The organism is Desulfurella sp., assembly GCF_049977265.1.
Classification (GTDB): Bacteria; Campylobacterota_A; Desulfurellia; order Desulfurellales; family Desulfurellaceae; genus Desulfurella.
On the sequence record NZ_JBMFGQ010000006.1, the window covers coordinates 13404 to 29280 of the forward strand.

Annotated in this window: 18 protein-coding genes; 3 read left to right on the forward strand and 15 right to left on the reverse strand. The window is 30.9% G+C overall.

The annotated features are described in order from the left end of the window. The first annotated feature begins 3 nt into the window (after positions 1-3). Genes ACP5FO_RS02230 through dxs form a run of 3 tightly spaced genes read left to right on the forward strand, consistent with a single transcriptional unit; the run spans position 4 to position 3180 of the window. Positions 4-552, forward strand: coding sequence for an OmpA family protein (locus ACP5FO_RS02230; protein WP_428109674.1), 549 nt, complete (start codon positions 4-6; stop codon positions 550-552). Positions 553-568: 16 nt separating this feature from the next. Then, positions 569-1312, forward strand: a complete 744-nt coding sequence (gene ybgF, locus ACP5FO_RS02235; protein ID WP_428156963.1) for a tol-pal system protein YbgF — start codon at positions 569-571, stop codon at positions 1310-1312. Beyond that, positions 1309-3180, forward strand: coding sequence for a 1-deoxy-D-xylulose-5-phosphate synthase (gene dxs / locus ACP5FO_RS02240; protein WP_428109686.1), 1872 nt, complete (start codon positions 1309-1311; stop codon positions 3178-3180). Before ybgF ends, dxs begins: the two co-directional genes overlap by 4 nt. On the opposite strand, the gene ACP5FO_RS02245 is transcribed toward dxs, so the two are convergent. The 15 genes from ACP5FO_RS02245 to ACP5FO_RS02315 form a co-directional block, all read right to left on the reverse strand. Beyond that, entirely contained in the window at positions 3149-3832 is a 684-nt protein-coding gene (locus ACP5FO_RS02245; protein ID WP_428109693.1) for a methyltransferase, read from the reverse strand. The two genes, dxs and ACP5FO_RS02245, sit on opposite strands and share 32 nt — an antisense overlap. Then, entirely contained in the window at positions 3802-4785 is a 984-nt protein-coding gene (gene galE, locus ACP5FO_RS02250; protein ID WP_428109696.1) for a UDP-glucose 4-epimerase GalE, read from the reverse strand. The genes ACP5FO_RS02245 and galE overlap by 31 nt, the downstream gene beginning before the upstream one ends. Positions 4786-4857: 72 nt before the next feature. Beyond that, positions 4858-5769 (reverse strand): UDP-3-O-acyl-N-acetylglucosamine deacetylase, encoded by a 912-nt coding sequence (gene lpxC / locus ACP5FO_RS02255; RefSeq protein ID WP_428109701.1) that lies wholly within the window; start codon positions 5767-5769, stop codon positions 4858-4860. Continuing rightward, the gene (gene carA, locus ACP5FO_RS02260) at positions 5747-6901 is read right to left on the reverse strand and encodes a glutamine-hydrolyzing carbamoyl-phosphate synthase small subunit (RefSeq protein WP_428109705.1); all 1155 of its coding nucleotides are present in this window, start codon (positions 6899-6901) and stop codon (positions 5747-5749) included. Before carA ends, lpxC begins: the two co-directional genes overlap by 23 nt. Then, positions 6898-7173 carry a DUF507 family protein gene (locus ACP5FO_RS02265; RefSeq protein WP_428109708.1) on the reverse strand — a complete coding sequence of 92 codons (276 nt, stop codon included), beginning with the start codon at positions 7171-7173 and terminating at the stop codon, positions 6898-6900. Before ACP5FO_RS02265 ends, carA begins: the two co-directional genes overlap by 4 nt. Then, positions 7170-7451, reverse strand: coding sequence for a DUF507 family protein (locus tag ACP5FO_RS02270; protein ID WP_428109711.1), 282 nt, complete (start codon positions 7449-7451; stop codon positions 7170-7172). The genes ACP5FO_RS02265 and ACP5FO_RS02270 overlap by 4 nt, the downstream gene beginning before the upstream one ends. An 83-nt stretch (positions 7452-7534) precedes the next feature. Then, positions 7535-8662, reverse strand: coding sequence for a cell division protein FtsZ (gene ftsZ, locus ACP5FO_RS02275; RefSeq protein WP_428109715.1), 1128 nt, complete (start codon positions 8660-8662; stop codon positions 7535-7537). Beyond that, positions 8662-9900 (reverse strand): cell division protein FtsA, encoded by a 1239-nt coding sequence (gene ftsA / locus ACP5FO_RS02280; RefSeq protein ID WP_428109718.1) that lies wholly within the window; start codon positions 9898-9900, stop codon positions 8662-8664. Before ftsA ends, ftsZ begins: the two co-directional genes overlap by 1 nt. After that, positions 9890-10690: a cell division protein FtsQ/DivIB gene (locus ACP5FO_RS02285; RefSeq protein ID WP_428109726.1), complete on the reverse strand. Its 801-nt coding sequence runs from the start codon at positions 10688-10690 to the stop codon at positions 9890-9892. Before ACP5FO_RS02285 ends, ftsA begins: the two co-directional genes overlap by 11 nt. Continuing rightward, a complete protein-coding gene (locus ACP5FO_RS02290) occupies positions 10677-11573 on the reverse strand; it encodes a D-alanine--D-alanine ligase family protein (RefSeq protein WP_428109732.1) in 897 nt (298 codons plus the stop codon). The genes ACP5FO_RS02285 and ACP5FO_RS02290 overlap by 14 nt, the downstream gene beginning before the upstream one ends. After that, the gene (murB, locus tag ACP5FO_RS02295; RefSeq protein ID WP_428109740.1) at positions 11570-12379 is read right to left on the reverse strand and encodes a UDP-N-acetylmuramate dehydrogenase; all 810 of its coding nucleotides are present in this window, start codon (positions 12377-12379) and stop codon (positions 11570-11572) included. Before murB ends, ACP5FO_RS02290 begins: the two co-directional genes overlap by 4 nt. Beyond that, entirely contained in the window at positions 12366-13754 is a 1389-nt protein-coding gene (gene murC, locus ACP5FO_RS02300) for a UDP-N-acetylmuramate--L-alanine ligase (protein WP_428109783.1), read from the reverse strand. The genes murB and murC overlap by 14 nt, the downstream gene beginning before the upstream one ends. Continuing rightward, a complete protein-coding gene (locus ACP5FO_RS02305) occupies positions 13733-14371 on the reverse strand; it encodes a hypothetical protein (protein WP_428109747.1) in 639 nt (212 codons plus the stop codon). The genes murC and ACP5FO_RS02305 overlap by 22 nt, the downstream gene beginning before the upstream one ends. Then, a complete protein-coding gene (lgt, locus tag ACP5FO_RS02310; protein WP_428109754.1) occupies positions 14361-15179 on the reverse strand; it encodes a prolipoprotein diacylglyceryl transferase in 819 nt (272 codons plus the stop codon). Before lgt ends, ACP5FO_RS02305 begins: the two co-directional genes overlap by 11 nt. Beyond that, positions 15176-15877 (reverse strand): SPOR domain-containing protein, encoded by a 702-nt coding sequence (locus ACP5FO_RS02315; RefSeq protein ID WP_428109760.1) that lies wholly within the window; start codon positions 15875-15877, stop codon positions 15176-15178. Before ACP5FO_RS02315 ends, lgt begins: the two co-directional genes overlap by 4 nt.

Below are 15877 nucleotides of genomic sequence, written 5' to 3' on the forward strand. Positions count from 1 at the left end.
GTTATGAAAAAGACTTATCTTTCACTTGCAGCAATTGTTAGTGCATCGTTTTTAGCTTACAGTTGTAGTTGTACAACACCAAAAAAACCTGTTGCTGAAGCTCCAGCACCAGTAAAACAAGAGGTTCAGCAACAAGCACCAGCACCAGCGCCAGTGGCTCAACCACAGGTTAATGAAGAAGAAATGCTAAAGGAAATTTTCCAACGCATTCACTTTAACTTTAACAGAGCTAATCTAACTCATGTTGACAAATGGGGTATAAACCAAGATGTACCAAAAGTGCTAGATGGTATAGCTAGCTATATGGCTAAAGAACCAAATATTAAAATCAAGATTGAAGGAAACTGCGACGAGCGTGGGACTGAGGCTTATAACCTGGCTTTAGGCCAAAGAAGGGCAGATTCGGCTAAAAATTATCTGGTTATGCATGGTATATCAGCAGATAGAATTGAGACACTAAGCAATGGTAAATTAAAACCTGTAGATCCAGCAAATAATGAATATGCTTGGGCAAAAAATAGAAACGACCAGTTTATAATTTTATCAAAATAATATTTAGGGTTAGACTATGAAAAAAGTCTTGGTAGCTTTGGTTATTGGATTAAGTTTATCAGGTAGTGCTTTTGCTCAAGAAAATCCATATAGTTCTCAATTGGATCAAATATCAAAAAATTCGCAGGATATTAAAACGCTTCAGTCAAATCAAGCAAGTTTATATCTTAAGATTGAAGATTTGCTTGTTAAGTATGGTGAACTGAAAGGTAGAATAGATGATTTAGCCAGAAAAATAGAAAGTATTCAAACAAATAGTGGTGCTTCGCCTGAGATTAAAGAACAACTGAATAAACTTCAAGCAGAGGTAAACGCATTAAAACAGCAGACTTCTCCTCAAGCTTCACAATCTTCGCAAGAAAGTGTTGCTAAATCAGCTGTGGTTTCACCAGAAGAATCAGATTTTAAAAAAGCAAAAGCTTTATTTGATGCTAAGGAATATAATCAAGCTATCAAGGCTTTTACGGCTTTCCAAGCAACTTATAAAAATTCTAAGTTAAATGATCAGGCTTTATATTATATTGCTGATAGCTACTACAATCTAAAGATTTATGATAAAGCTATAATAAATTTTGATCAGATTGTTAACACATATCCAAAGAGTCAGCTCGTTAAGAAAGCTATGCTAAAAGAAGGTTTGTCGTTTATCAATCTTGGAGATAAAATTGATGGTCGTTTTTTGTTAGAAAAAGTTATAAAATTGTATCCAAACTCACCTGAAGCAAAACAGGCAAAAGTATATTTAGATAAAACTAAATGATAGAAACAATTAATTCTCCGAATGATTTAAAAAAAGTAAAGCTAAAAGATTTAACTGTTATTGCCGATCAAATAAGAAATATAATAATAGATGTTACATCAAAAAATGGTGGACATTTAGCATCTTCTTTGGGTGCAATTGAGCTTACGCTTGCCTTACACTATGTATTTAATACACCAAAGGATAAAATCGTTTGGGATGTTGGACATCAAGCATATGCTCATAAAATTATTACAGGCAGAAGAGAACAATTTAGAACTTTAAGGACTTATGGTGGACTAAGCGGTTTTCCAAAGATTACGGAAAGCGAGTACGATACTTTTAACGTAGGTCATGCAAGTACTGCAATATCAGCTGCTTTGGGTATGACTACCGCCAAAGATCTTCTAAATACTAAAGAAAAAGTTATAGCTGTTATTGGTGATGGAGCACTAACTAGTGGAATCACTTTTGAAGCATTAAATAATTCAGGTGAACTTGATAAAGATTTAATAGTTGTTTTAAATGATAATAAAATGTCTATCTCTAAATCTTTGGGTGCTATATCAACATATCTAACAAAGAGATTAACTGGTCCTACGTATAATACTTTACGAAGAGAGATAGAAAGGGCCATTAAAGGTTTTCCTGTTTTAAATGAGCCTGCTTTAAAACTTGCAAAAAAGATAGAGGAATCTTTTAAATTTTTTTCACCTGGTTTACTTTTTGAAGAGTTTGGTTTTAAATATTTTGGTCCTGTTGACGGTGAAAACATTGAGGATCTTGTAACCATATTTGAAAATGTTAAGAATCTAAGAGGCCCTGTATTTGTTCATGTACTTACAAAAAAAGGCAAAGGTTATAAATTTGCAGAAGAAAATCCTTCTAAATTCCATGGTATTGGTCCTTTTGATGTTTCAACTGGCCAAACTTTAGAAAAAGCCAAAAGTCCAAGTTATTCTTCAGTTTTTGGTAATAGTATAATTGATATTATGAAGGATAAACCAAAAGTAGTTGCCATTAGTGCAGCTATGCTTATAGGTACTGGCCTTGAAAAAGCCAAGAATTTATTTCCAGAGAGAGTATTTGATGTGGGTATTGCTGAGCAACACGCTGTGACTTTTGCGGGCGGTCTTGCAATATCGGGTATAAAACCTATTGTTGCTATTTATTCAACTTTCCTTCAGCGAGCATATGATCAGATTATTCATGATATTGCACTCCAAAAATTAAACGTAGTTTTTGCGATAGACAGGGCTGGTGTAGTGGGTGACGATGGCGAAACGCATCAAGGTATTTTTGATATTTCTTATTTAAATTTAGTGCCTAATATGATTATTACTGCGCCAAAAGACGCAAGAGAACTTGACGCATTATTAAGATTTTCAGTTGATAATGATTTTGGTCCATTTTCTATAAGGTATCCGAGGGGTGAATCTGTTGATTTTGGCGAACAATTTATTGATACAATAGAGTTTGGTAAATGGCAAGTTTTGAATGATACTGAATCTTGCGATATTTGCATTATTTCGTATGGTAATTGTGTAAAATACTCTATGCAATCTATACCAATATTGCAGGAAAAAGAAATAAACCCATTTATCGTAAATGCAAGGTTTATTAAACCATTTGATGATAAAATGTTTAATGAGATATTAAATCGATTTAAGAATATTATAATCATGGAAGAAAACACATATATTGGTTCATTAGGTCAAAATCTAATAACTTATGCTTATACACACTATGAAAATCATAAATCAAAAATAGAGCATATTGCACTACCTGATGCTTTTTTAGAGCAGGGCGAGTCAGAATTTCTTAGAAAAAAGTACAGTTTGTCTTGTGATAATCTTATCAATAAAGTTTATACTCTTCTAGGAAGATAGGCTTTTCTATTGTAATATAAGTTTTAGAATTATATTTTGCTTCAACAATACATACTTTTGAAATTTTATTTTTATTACCGTAAACTAGTTGGATTGTTTTTACACCAAATTTATTTGTGTCTAAAATATTCAAAAGTTCAAAAAGCCTGGTAGTATGAAAGGAGAGACGTAAAGTGGCATTATGTTTTATTTTACGTCTTATATTTTTAATTATTTCTAATAATGGTATACTTTCAAATTTTTGAGTTTCATATTTTTTTGATAAGCGAAAACTTGATTTTGTGTAATATGGAGGATTGCTAACAACTAAATCTAAAAAATTGTTTGGTAAATTTTCAATACTATGAGTTACAAAAATATTATTGACATTGTTAATTCTTATATTTTCGTTAAGAATATCAATATATTCCAGGTTGTTTTCCACTGCATATATTTTTTCTATTGAAGTTTTTTTTGCTAACAAGATGGAAATAATACCACAGCCACTTCCAATGTCAGCTGCAACTTTACAATGCTTTTGTATATCAAGATTAGCCAAAAAGAATGGTTCAAAGCTAAATCTATAGCCAACTTTTGGCTGATAGACTTTTATAGTTTTGAAGTCACAAAGTTCAAGCTCCATCATTGCAGCTTGCTTAACTTTTTTTCCCATTCCCAAGCAGTCTGTATAATGTAGTTCAAACTATCATATTTAGGAACCCACTTTAGTAATTCTTTAATTTTTGTATTATCCGCAACAAGAAATGGCGGGTCGCCTTCTCTTCTTTGAACTGTAACTACTTTAAAGTCTATATTTGTGATTTCTTTAGCCTTCATTATAACTTCTTGAACAGAATATCCAGTACCATAACCAATATTGAATATTTCATTCTTTATGTTGTAATTAAGCGCTCTAAGTGCAGATAGATGAGCTTGAGCTAAATCATCAACATGAATATAATCTCTTATGCATGTACCATCTGGTGTGGGGTAATTAGCACCATAGATTTCTAATTTATCAAATTCTCCCTTAGCTGTTTTCAAAGCTCTTGTTATAAGATGAGTTGCGTACTTGTAGGCTTGACCTATTAACGAGTTGCTATCGGCTCCTGCAGCATTAAAATACCTAAGCGATATATATTCTATTTGATTTGCATGTGCCATATCTGATAGAATTTTTTCTATCATTAATTTTGTCTGTCCATACGGGTTAATTGGTAAAGTTATATTAATTTCTTTAACAGGTTGGTTGCTTTGTGGTATACCATAAACTGCAGCACTAGAAGAAAAAACAATTTTATTAACATTGTTTTCTATCATAGCATTGAGCAAATTTATAGTGTTTTTTAGATTATTCGAATAATATAACAATGGATTTAAAACAGATTCTCCAACTTGTATAGATGCGGCAAAATGTATAACAGCATCTGGTTTAAACAGTGAAATAGCTTTTTTTATAGTACCATAATCAGACAAATCGCCAATAAATAATTGACTCCCAAGCAACGCCCACTCATGCCCAGTTGATAAATTATCAAACGTGAGTGTTTCTATACCTTCTTCTCTTAGGGCTTTGAGTGTATGTGAGCCAATATATCCAGCTCCGCCAGTAACCAAAACTTTCATTCTACACCTTATTATTTTTGTTTAGTTGACATAATGTAAATTATGCGAAGTTAAATCGCATTTCAACCAATTTTAAATAGAACCAACTGAGGGACTCAAATAACCTAAATTTTCAAGAATTTCCATCTCATGCTTTGGTGAGCCTATTAGCGCAAAAGATTTTTTATCTTGAAGCAAATTTGATACAAGTCTATAGTTTAAATTATGGCCTGATTTATATGCAATATAGTGAGCTTTTAAATCATAATTTAAAATTGACAAATCACCAATTGCGTCAAGTATTTTATGTCTTACAAATTCATTTTCATATCTTAATGGGTCTTCATTTATAATACCGTAATCATCTACCACAACGGCATTATCTAAGCTACCTCCCAACGCCAGATTGTTTTGCTGCATATATTCAATATCCCTTAAAAAACAAAAAGTTCTTGCTTTACTAATTTCTTTTATAAAACTTTGTTCGTTTACCTCGATCTCGTATTTTTGTTTATTGATAAAAGTACCGTCAAAAGAGATAGCATAGCTAATTTTGAATTTTCTGCAAGGTAAAAGTGCAACAAATTTGCCATTATCTTTGATTTTTATAGGTTTTGTTACAAGAAGAACTTTTTTGTAATGTTTTTGCTCAACAAACGATGCATTTCTTAATAGATACACCCAAGACGCACTTGAGCCATCAAGTATAGGCACTTCTTCGTTGTCTATTCTAATAATACAATTATCTATGTTCATTGCGTATAGGCTGGCAAGTAAATGCTCAACAGTTTTGACATACACGCCGTCTATGCCTAATGTAGTTGATAAAGTTGTGTCTACAACATTACTCTGATTGGCTTGAATAAACAGATTTATATCTGTTCTGTGAAAAACAATACCTGTATTTTCTTGAGCTGGTTCTATTATAATATCAACTTTCTTTCCAGTATGGACACCTATACCAGAAACTTTCACAATTTCTTTAATTGTTCTTTGTTTTCTCAATTCCGCCTCCCGTGACTATTTTATAAAATTCATCAAATAAATACTGCGAATCGTGTGGGCCAGCACTCGCTTCTGGATGATATTGAACGGCAAATATTGGTAAACTTTTATGTTTTATACCTTCTATGCTATTATCGTTTAAGTTTTTGTGTGTTATTTCAAAACCACTCTTTAGTAAACTATCTTCTTTTGCTGCATAATTATGGTTTTGAACAGTTATTTCTATTTTTCCTGTTAGTAAATTCTTGACTGGATGATTTGCCCCATGGTGTCCAAACTTTAGCTTGTAAATTTCTGCATCAAAAATTCTAGAAATTATTTGCAATCCAAAACATATACCAAACGTTGGATACTCTAAAATTGCTTTTTTAACTTCCATCAGGTGTTCATTATTGAGACCCCTTGGGTCACCTGGCCCATTTGATAGAAAAATAGCATCAGGTGATAATTTTTTTACATCTTCATATTTAATATAGGCATTTACTACAATTACTTCAAAGCCTGCACTATATAAGTGTCTTAAAATATTTCTTTTCGTGCCAAAATCATAAACTATAACTTTAGGTTTTTTTAATGTATCTTTTACCTTAGGTCTATTTTCAAAATCAAAGCAATACAATGGTTCATCCCATTTATATGAAGTTGAACATGTAACATACTGCACCAAATCTTTTCCAACTATTGTGCCTAAATTTTTAGATTTGATTATAAGTTCATTTTTTGTGTTTTTTTCCGTTGTTATCATGCCCATCATACTACCATGTTCACGTAAAATTTTAGTTAAATATCTTGTATCTATATCTGAAATACCTACAATTGAATGTTTTTTTAAATATTCGTCAAGCGTCAATTCGCTCCTGAAATTTGAGGCTATAGCGGATAATTCTTTTATTATAAAACCTTCTGACATTGGTGCTTTACTTTCAATATCAGTATTGTTTACTCCATAATTTCCTATTTGTGGATATGTCATAAGAACAATTTGACCTTTATAAGAAGGATCTGTAAGTATTTCCTGGTATCCACTCATGCTGGTATTGAATACAATTTCACCTATTGATGTGCCTTGTAACCCAAATGAGTTACCTTCAAACACAGTACCATTTTCTAAAACCAAATAAGCTTTTGTCATTTTAATAACCTTTTGTTTAGTTCCTGCTCATATATCTGGTTAAATGTTATATCCCACTCTATACTTCCAGCCATAAGCTTTTTTTTCTTTTTAATTTCCTCTAAAGCTGCTTCATAAGCTTGGCTATTTATTTTAAAATAATCATCAATAACACTTTCAATCTCAGATAATAGAATATCCCTTGAAACTAAAAAGTCAACCAATTGATTAATTTCTAAATTTTTGATGATATTTCTTGAAATATTTCGTATTCTGTCTCTTGAGTATCTCATAAAACAAAACCTTCTTTTTCTGCTATTTTTCTTTTCATCATTTGGAAAAATTTTGTTTTGTCGATATTTTCTTGCTTGATTTGTTCTGCATAGTTTTCAATATATATCAATGTTTTTTGATCTAATTCCTTTTCTTTTAGCACATCTTGTTCAAAAATTTTTCTAACAAAATCGACGATTACCATTTTATCCTTTTTTAATTGAACCAAACCTTTTTTAATCATTATGTTAACTATTTTATCTGCAACAAAAGTAATTTCTTTCTCATTTAATGCCATGTTAGTACTCCCTTTTATTTTATACCTACTTTTTTTAGTAGCGCTGTTATGTTGCTAAAATATTTTATTATTATAAGTACCAATTATGAGTCTTCCTTGTTTCTTATGTAAGTAGGTATGTCAAATTTATCTTCAATTGGCATCTCTGATATTTTTCTTATCTCGTTAAAATAATCTTTATCTATGGTTTTATATCTAATATTGACTTTCTTTGTTAGATTAGGTTTACCCTTTTCCTCGAAGCCCGTTGCAATAATGGTTACACGCACTTTTTCTTCTATAGACTCGTTAACAATAAAACCATATTTAAAAATAGCTTGTTCATTCATAGCATTTTGTATAATATTAGCCGCTTCTTCCAATTCCTGCAAACCAAAGTTGCTACTTGCAGTAATATTCATCAATATGCCTTTTGCACCGTCAATGCTTGTGTTTTCTAGTAAAGGATTCGATATAGCCATCTCAGTAGCAATTTTTATACGATTATCACCACTAGACTCACCTATTCCCATTAGTGCAATGCCTTTTTCGCTCATTATTGTTTGAGCATCGGCAAAATCAATATTGATAATAAATGACGAATTATCGGAAGGCTTTTGAACTAGTTCAACTATACTTTGTACAGCTTGCCTTAAAATATCATCAACCTTTTTAAAGGCATCGATCAATGTTAGATTTTTATAGAAATCAAATAATTTTTGGTTTGGAACAATGATTATGCTATCAACAATTTGTTTTAGCGACTCTAAACCATCTTTGGCTACTTTTTCTTTATTTTTGCCTTCATAGGTAAAAGGTTTTGTCACAACGCCAATAGTTAATGCTCCTAAATCTTTTGCTACTTTTGCAACTATTGGACTTGCACCAGTGCCTGTACCACCACCCATTCCAGCTGTAATAAAAACCATATCAGCCCCTTGCAAAGTTTTCTTTATGTCTTCTATGCTTTCTTCTGCTGCTTGTTTGCCTTTTTGAGGATCACTTCCAGCACCTAAGCCTTTTGTTAAGTTAATGCCAATTTGCAATTTATTTGGAGCTAAAGACATGTCCAGGGCTTGTTTATCTGTATTAACAGATATAAATTCCACGTGTTTTATACCATATTTTACCATGTTGTTTACGGCGTTAGAACCACCACCACCTACACCTACCACTTTTATAACAGCTCCATCATGTAAGGATTCATTATTTTTTTGTTTTATGTCACTCATTAAAACATCTCCTTAATCCATTTCTTCATTTTTGAAATAATTGAAGAAAAAGACGCATCACCACTGTTTGGTGTTGCTAAGACATCGCCTTTTTCTTGACGATTTTCTATTGCGTACATAGTCAAGCCTATAGCAGTTGAATACATTGGATTGTCTAATGCATCCCTTATTCCCCCAATATTTATAGGACTACCAACCCTAACAGGCATTTTGAAAATATTATCTGCTAAATCAGTTATATTTTCCAGCATTGCACTGCCGCCAGTTAAAACTATACCAGCGCCAAGCAATCCTAAAATATTTAATTTTTCTAATTCTTCTTTAACAAAAGAAAATATTTCTTCCATTCGTGGTTCAATAACTTGAGCTAAATCGCTTTTGTGTATTTGTTTAATTTTTGATGAAAAATTCCTTTGAAGTTCAATAACTTCATCTTCGTATTCACCTTCAAAAATAGCTGTACCATAATTGATTTTTAAATTTTCAGCTTCTTTGTAAGGTAATCTAAATGCTACAGAAATATCGTTGGTGACATGATCTCCACCGATAGAAAAAACAAAAGTATGTTTTAAGGAATTATTTAAGAAAACGGCGATATCTGTTGTACCACCACCGATATCAACCAAGCACACACCAATATCTTTTTCATCTTGACTTAAAACCGCTAAAGAAGATGCTATTGGCTGCAAAACGATGTCTATAACATTTAAACTACTTTTCTGACAGCATTTAATAATATTTTGAATATTTGACACTACACCTGTTACCACATGCACTTTAGCTTCAAGCCTAGTGCAAGACATGCCAAGAGGTTCTTTTATTCCAGTTTGTTCGTCAACAATAAATTCTTGAGGTATAACATGTATAATTTCCCTATCCGGAGGTATAATAATAGCTTTAGCGCCATCAATTACTCTTTTTATATCAGCCTCTACAACTTCATTGCTTTTTACAGCTATGACGCCTGTAGAATTGTAAGATCGAATATGGCTACCCGAAATACCTGCATACACATTTGTAATTTTAACACCACTCATTTGTTCAGCTTTAAAAATGGATTTTTTAATGGAGTCTACAGCCTGATCTATGTTTATAACTATACCTTTTCTGAGTCCGGAAGATGGGTTTGTGCCTATTCCTATTATTTTTAATTCAGATGCTTCATATTTACCCACAACTGTGCATACTTTTGTTGTGCCTATATCCAAACCTACTATAATTCTACCGCTATCTTCCACTGTTTATCTCCTTTGTTTTCCATTTTATTATAATTCTATCAGGATAACATATAGAAACACTTTCAATTTTTTTAACATCAGGTAACAACTTTTGCCAAATAGTTTCAAGTCTTGCTGCAGATTTATCATAATCGCAATCAAACATATTTGCTTTTACCATAATACCATTTTCAAAATAAACCTCAAATTTATTATCTTCCATACTAATATAACTAATTTTTTCTAATTTGTCTAACTTTTTATAAAGTTTAATAAGTCCTAAAACTGCGCTTTTGTTGTTAATTTGAGTTGTTAAATTTGACATTTTAATATGCAATATTTTATTGGTATTAATTTGTTGAGAATTTACATTATCTGTCATATATTGGCCGTTGCTTGAGAACATCAATTTTCTATTATTAGCTTCAAGTATGCAAAGAGGCTTTTTTTCTTTTATATCAATATAAAGTGTATCTGGCTTTATAGTTGCTACATTGGCTTGAGCAATGTATGGATTTTTCATTAACTCATTATAAACATCAATTTTTAGTTGATTATTAAGCTTAGTGTCTTTGTTTATTTTTAAGCTTTTTATCAAATATTTTGAATCTATGATACTATTTCCTTTAATATAAATGTATTTTATTTTTGATTCTTGGGCATTTTTTAAAAAATATAAGCCTTTGAATGCAGCGTAGATAAAAACCACAACTAAAACCGCAGATATTATTATTAAAATAATCTTTCTTTTAATTAATGAGTAGTTCTTTTTAGGTTTTTTGTAAGATTTAAAATTTTTAAAATCCTTCATAGGCAGATTTTAGTATTTTTTCTACTAATAATTCAAAACTAATATTTATACTCTTGGCTGCACTAGGCAACAAACTTGTTTGAGTCATGCCAGGAACTGTGTTGACTTCCAACACATAAGGTATACTTTTTTCTAAAATCATGTCAATCCTAATAGCACCTTTGCAATAAAGTGCTTTATAAATTATTTTCCCTATTTTGTTTATTTCGTTTATTATTGATTTATCAATTCTAGCCGGTATGATATACTGTGTTGCACCAGATGTATATTTGTTTGAATAATCATAGAAACCTTTTTTGGGTGCAATTTCTATAAGTGGCAAGCATTCATAATTTAACATACTTAGTGTAACTTCTGTACCTGTAATTTTTTCTTCAATAATTAATTCTTTAAATTGTTTTATAAGTTCACTAAATTTTGCTTCAAGTTGTATATTATCGTAAGCAAATTCAACACCAATTGAAGAGCCTTCATTGTTTGGTTTAATGCATACTGGGAAGCTGTTTATATTCTCTATATCTTTTATGTCTTTTGCTAAAACTGCTGGTTTTGTTGGTATGTGATACTCTTTTAAAATGGCTTTTGTGAAGAATTTGTTCATGCACGCTTTACTTGAGAGTGAATTTGATCCGGTATATTTAATATTGTACATCTCAAGTGCAGCTTGAAGAGTTCCATCTTCTCCAAATCCACCGTGTAGTGCAATAAAAACTATATCTGGCTTTTTCTTTGTAATTGTTTCAATGCAGTCTTTTTTTCCCTCACAAACAAATTTTTCTGCATTATATTTGAGATTTAATAAGGCCTGGTAAATTGCAGTACCAGTTTTAATTGATATTTCTCTTTCTGGTGAATCGCCACCGCAAACAACTAAAACACTCATAGTATTATAACCTCCTCCTGCAGCTCAATATTAAACTTTTTATAAACACTATTTTTAATTATGTCAATTAATTTTAGTGCATCGCTTGCAGTAGCTTTATTAAGATTTATTATGTAGTTTGCATGGCTTTTGCTGATCATTGCATCATTTACAGTTTTACCTTTCAATCCACACTCTTCAATCAGTTTTCCAGCTATTTGATTTTGTGGATTTTTAAAAACGCTGCCAAAAGTACGTATAATAGGTGCTTTTGAAATTCTAATTTTAATATTTTCTCTGATTTTTTTCTCAATATAGTTTAAATTATCTTTTTTAAGGCGCAATTCTACTTCAAGAATAATTTTACCTTTAAAATTAGAACTTCTATAACCAAAATTTGCCTCATCTTTATCAATCTTATGTATGCCTTTATCTGAACTAAAACATATAGCAAGTTCAAATATATCTTTAATACTTTTTTCAAAAGCTCCAGCGTTCATCCTAACGCAACCACCAATAGATGCTGGTATACCTCCTAAAAACTCAAGACCAGAAAGGTTTTCTTTTATTAATATTTTATTTATAAAATTAACACCTGTTGACCCTCCAATCTTTACTAAATTGTCATGTATTTTTACATAAGAAAAATTTTTAGATAATTTATACAGTTTGCTTTTTGAATTGATTAAAATGTTGCTACCATAACCAATTAGAGCGTCTGTTTCTATATCGTCTAAATCATATACGTTTTCTATATAATTTAATAAACAAACACCATCTTGTCTAAAAGATGTAATATTGCATGTGTTGATTTCAACTTTTTGCATTAGAATTTAGTTGGTATGAAAGCTTTGTTATATCGCCAGCACCCATTGTAATTACTAAGTCGCCTGGTTTGGTTTCATTAATCAAAATTGACTTTATATCATTGATGTTATCTATATATACACAATTGTTAGAAAATCTATTTATATTTTCAGATAAAATTTTTGAATTTACGCCCTTTATAGGTTGTTCACTGGCTGGGTAAATATCAAGCAGAAAAACAATATCAGCGAGCTTAAAGCATTTTGAAAACTCATTCATCAAGGATTGTACTCTAGTATAGCGATGTGGTTGAAAAATTGCAATAACACGTGATTTAGTAGTTTGTTTTGCTGCCTGGAGAGTGGCTTCTATTTCTCTTGGGTGATGTGCATAATCGTCATATACTTCTACATCCTCTTTTAAAAACGACCTAAAACTAAATCTTCTATCAACTCCACTAAAAGATTCAAGCGTTTTTTGCAGATGTGTTTTTTCTATACGTAAAATATGTGCCAAAGCTATTATGGCCAATGAGTTTGATATATTATGAGTACCTGGTATGTTGAGTTTTAATTGAAAGCTTTCTTGTGGCGCATGAACAATAAATTGACTAGATTTGCCATTGTATTGAATATTTTCAACCCAAAAATGAGCATTTGTGTTTTGCAAAGAATATGTAAAACAACGCTGTGAATTAATTTGTTTATTAATCTCGGATAAATTTTTATCATCTATGTTTAATATTGTGTAATTGCTTTTTTTAACAAATTCTTTGAATGCTTCTATTTCATTTTCGAAATTTTTATAGTAACTTAAATGGTCATTGTCTACATTTGTTACAATGGCTATTTTTGGGTCTAAAAGCAAAAATCCACCGTCGCTTTCATCTGCTTCAGCAATAAAGTAATTGCTATTTCCACACATTACATTTTGTTTTATTTTTTGAATTTTGCCACCGATAATAGCGGTTGGGTTAAAAGATGCTTCACACAAAAGTTCTGTGGCAAGAGATGTAGTTGTTGTTTTTCCATGAGAACCTGCAATTGCTATACCAAATTTTTCATTAAAAAGCAAAGCCAGTAATTCGTACCTTTTTAAAACCCTTATACCATATTTCTTTGCTTGAGTAACTTCTGGATTGTCTTCTTTTATAGCAGATGATATTACAACAAGCGCTATATCGTTTGTTATATTTTGCGGAAGATGTCCTATATTGATTTTGATACCTAATTCTTTTAATGCCACTATATTTTTATTTTCGCTTTGGTCTGAACCTTTTATTTTATAACCTTTTGTATGTAGGTATTGTGCAATGGAACTCATTCCAATGCCGCCAATGCCAATAAAATAGATGGTTTTTTGCTTAAATTCATTTAAATCAAAACCCTGATAAATATTTTTGCCCCCCTTTCAGTTAATTTTTCTTTATTTATTGCTGTATCGTAAAAAATGTTGAATTTAGTTTTTTCAAAATTTGGTATTAAATTTTCATTTTCGAAAATAAACATAGTAGCAAAATCATATTTTTTAAGTCTATCTATGTCATTTTGTGTTCGTATCTCGTATACTGGCTCAATACCCATTGCAAGACTTAATAACGAAATTTTTTCTAGTGTTTGGTCATCAATAAAACCTGGCTCTATAATAATTCCATCCGCTTGGTAAATCCTGATTAAATAAATCTGGTATTCTTCTAAAAAATAATCTCTTGCTATTATTGGTAAATTAAAGTTTTCTTTGGCAAAAGAAATGTTTTCCAATGAGCCATGTAAAAATACATTATCAGAATTGATAATAAGAGCACTTGTAGTTTTAGCTATATTGTAAGTTTTATCTTGGTTGAAGTTTTTTATTTCTACTATTTCACATAGATCTTTTGAAAATACTCCTTTTAAATCCATTGGTTCTTTATATAGCATATTAAGGCCCATTTCCAGTATATGAGATGGCAGTTCTTTTTTCTTACTTTCTATAAATTTGAGTTTCAGCGATTTTATTTCTTCAGGTTGCATTTTTCCATTTTTTTCTAAGTATAATAAAAAAAATTGTAGATACTATTATCATGGCTAAACACAACCATTGTCCCATAGTAAGACCCAGAATAAAACCTATTTGAGGGTCTGGTTCTCTTGTAAATTCAACAAAAAATCTGAATATTCCATACAACAATACAAATAGCCAGAATAAAAAGCCTTCTTTTTTGATGAGTTTATCACGCGAAAAATATAAGATTAGAAATAATATCAGACCTTCAAATAAAGCTTCGTAAAGCTGGGAAGGCTGTCTTGGAATGTAGCCACCTCTTGGAAAAGCAATTGCCCATGGCAGGTTTGATGGTCTACCCCATAATTCATCATTGATGAAATTTGCAATTCTTCCAAAAAAAATACCAATTGGTGCAATAACAGCAACTTCATCTGCAAGTTTATAAAACCTGACATTATATTTTTTTGTAATATATAAGCCTACCAAAACAAGGCCTATTAAAGCACCATGGAAGCTCATACCACCTTGCCATACATAAAATATCCTAAGTGGGTGATTCATATAGTAAGCAAAGTTATAAATAAGCACATAGCCTAGTCTGCCACCAACGATTACTCCTATTATGGAATAGAATATCAAATCATCTGCTATCGATTTGTTTTTAAAATAATCAGAAATTTTTATTCTGTGTTTGATGTAAAAATATCCGATTAAAAAACCTAGTGCATAAGCTATGCCATACCATCTTGCATCAAAAGGTCCGATTGTTTTACCAAAGATATGAAATGGTCCAATTGATAAAGCTATAGGGTTAATATCTGGATAAGGTATCATTGTTTCCTCTCATATATTATTGGCAGATTTGTTATGCCTTCTGTTTTTAATTTTTCTGCAATCTTGTTTGCCTGTGAAAGACTATGAGCTGCTATGATTACTCTTGTATATGGATTATTATTTATTGTTATTTGTTCGCTTGAAGCATTATAGCCTTTTTGGATTAGTGAAATTACCAAATTTAGCGCTTTAGACCTATCAGGAAATGATGCAACTTGAACAATGTAGTTATCTTGAGTTTTTATTTCTTTAATGTTTACAGCCGTGTTTTTACTTTCTTTTGTTTGTGTTTTAGTTTGAGAAGAATTTGGTGGTTCTTTTGGCTTTGGGTTTTCTTTAATGCTTGTTGTTTTGGTAGCATTAGTTTGATTTGTTAGACTACTAACTATAGCTTTTATTTCAGATTTTGTAGAATTTGTATTGTTTACTTGAATAGCAATTTTTGATTGATTTACAGGAGGTGCTTTGACAGTTTGTTCATTTTTGACAGAGGTGCTATTTGATTGGAGTATTTGTATATTATTTGCGAGTTCTTTATTTATGTTTATATTTCTGAAATATGCAGATGACACAAAACCTACGCCATAACCAAACCCAAAAGCTATTACAATGGATATTATAAGTGTCCATATACCAAAATTTTTTTTCTTTTGAGAGTTTTGATGATTTTGTTCAAATTTAAATTTTTCTTGTTCCAT

Excerpts from the sequence above, each read along its gene's own strand:
- ACP5FO_RS02285 (WP_428109726.1), bottom strand. The coding sequence starts at position 10,690 with ATGAAGGATTTTAAAAATTTTAAATCTTACAAAAAACCTAAAAAGAAC.
- ACP5FO_RS02265 (WP_428109708.1), bottom strand. The coding sequence starts at position 7,173 with ATGAGATACTCAAGAGACAGAATACGAAATATTTCAAGAAATATCATC.
- ACP5FO_RS02290 (WP_428109732.1), bottom strand. The coding sequence starts at position 11,573 with ATGAGTGTTTTAGTTGTTTGCGGTGGCGATTCACCAGAAAGAGAAATA.
- lgt (WP_428109754.1), bottom strand. The coding sequence starts at position 15,179 with ATGATACCTTATCCAGATATTAACCCTATAGCTTTATCAATTGGACCA.
- carA (WP_428109705.1), bottom strand. The coding sequence starts at position 6,901 with ATGACAAAAGCTTATTTGGTTTTAGAAAATGGTACTGTGTTTGAAGGT.
- murB (WP_428109740.1), bottom strand. The coding sequence starts at position 12,379 with ATGCAAAAAGTTGAAATCAACACATGCAATATTACATCTTTTAGACAA.
- dxs (WP_428109686.1), top strand. The coding sequence starts at position 1,309 with ATGATAGAAACAATTAATTCTCCGAATGATTTAAAAAAAGTAAAGCTA.
- ftsZ (WP_428109715.1), bottom strand. The coding sequence starts at position 8,662 with ATGAGTGACATAAAACAAAAAAATAATGAATCCTTACATGATGGAGCT.
- ACP5FO_RS02315 (WP_428109760.1), bottom strand. The coding sequence starts at position 15,877 with ATGGAACAAGAAAAATTTAAATTTGAACAAAATCATCAAAACTCTCAA.
- ACP5FO_RS02270 (WP_428109711.1), bottom strand. The coding sequence starts at position 7,451 with ATGGCATTAAATGAGAAAGAAATTACTTTTGTTGCAGATAAAATAGTT.
- ACP5FO_RS02245 (WP_428109693.1), bottom strand. The coding sequence starts at position 3,832 with ATGGGAAAAAAAGTTAAGCAAGCTGCAATGATGGAGCTTGAACTTTGT.
- ybgF (WP_428156963.1), top strand. The coding sequence starts at position 569 with ATGAAAAAAGTCTTGGTAGCTTTGGTTATTGGATTAAGTTTATCAGGT.
- ACP5FO_RS02305 (WP_428109747.1), bottom strand. The coding sequence starts at position 14,371 with ATGCAACCTGAAGAAATAAAATCGCTGAAACTCAAATTTATAGAAAGT.
- galE (WP_428109696.1), bottom strand. The coding sequence starts at position 4,785 with ATGAAAGTTTTGGTTACTGGCGGAGCTGGATATATTGGCTCACATACA.
- ACP5FO_RS02230 (WP_428109674.1), top strand. The coding sequence starts at position 4 with ATGAAAAAGACTTATCTTTCACTTGCAGCAATTGTTAGTGCATCGTTT.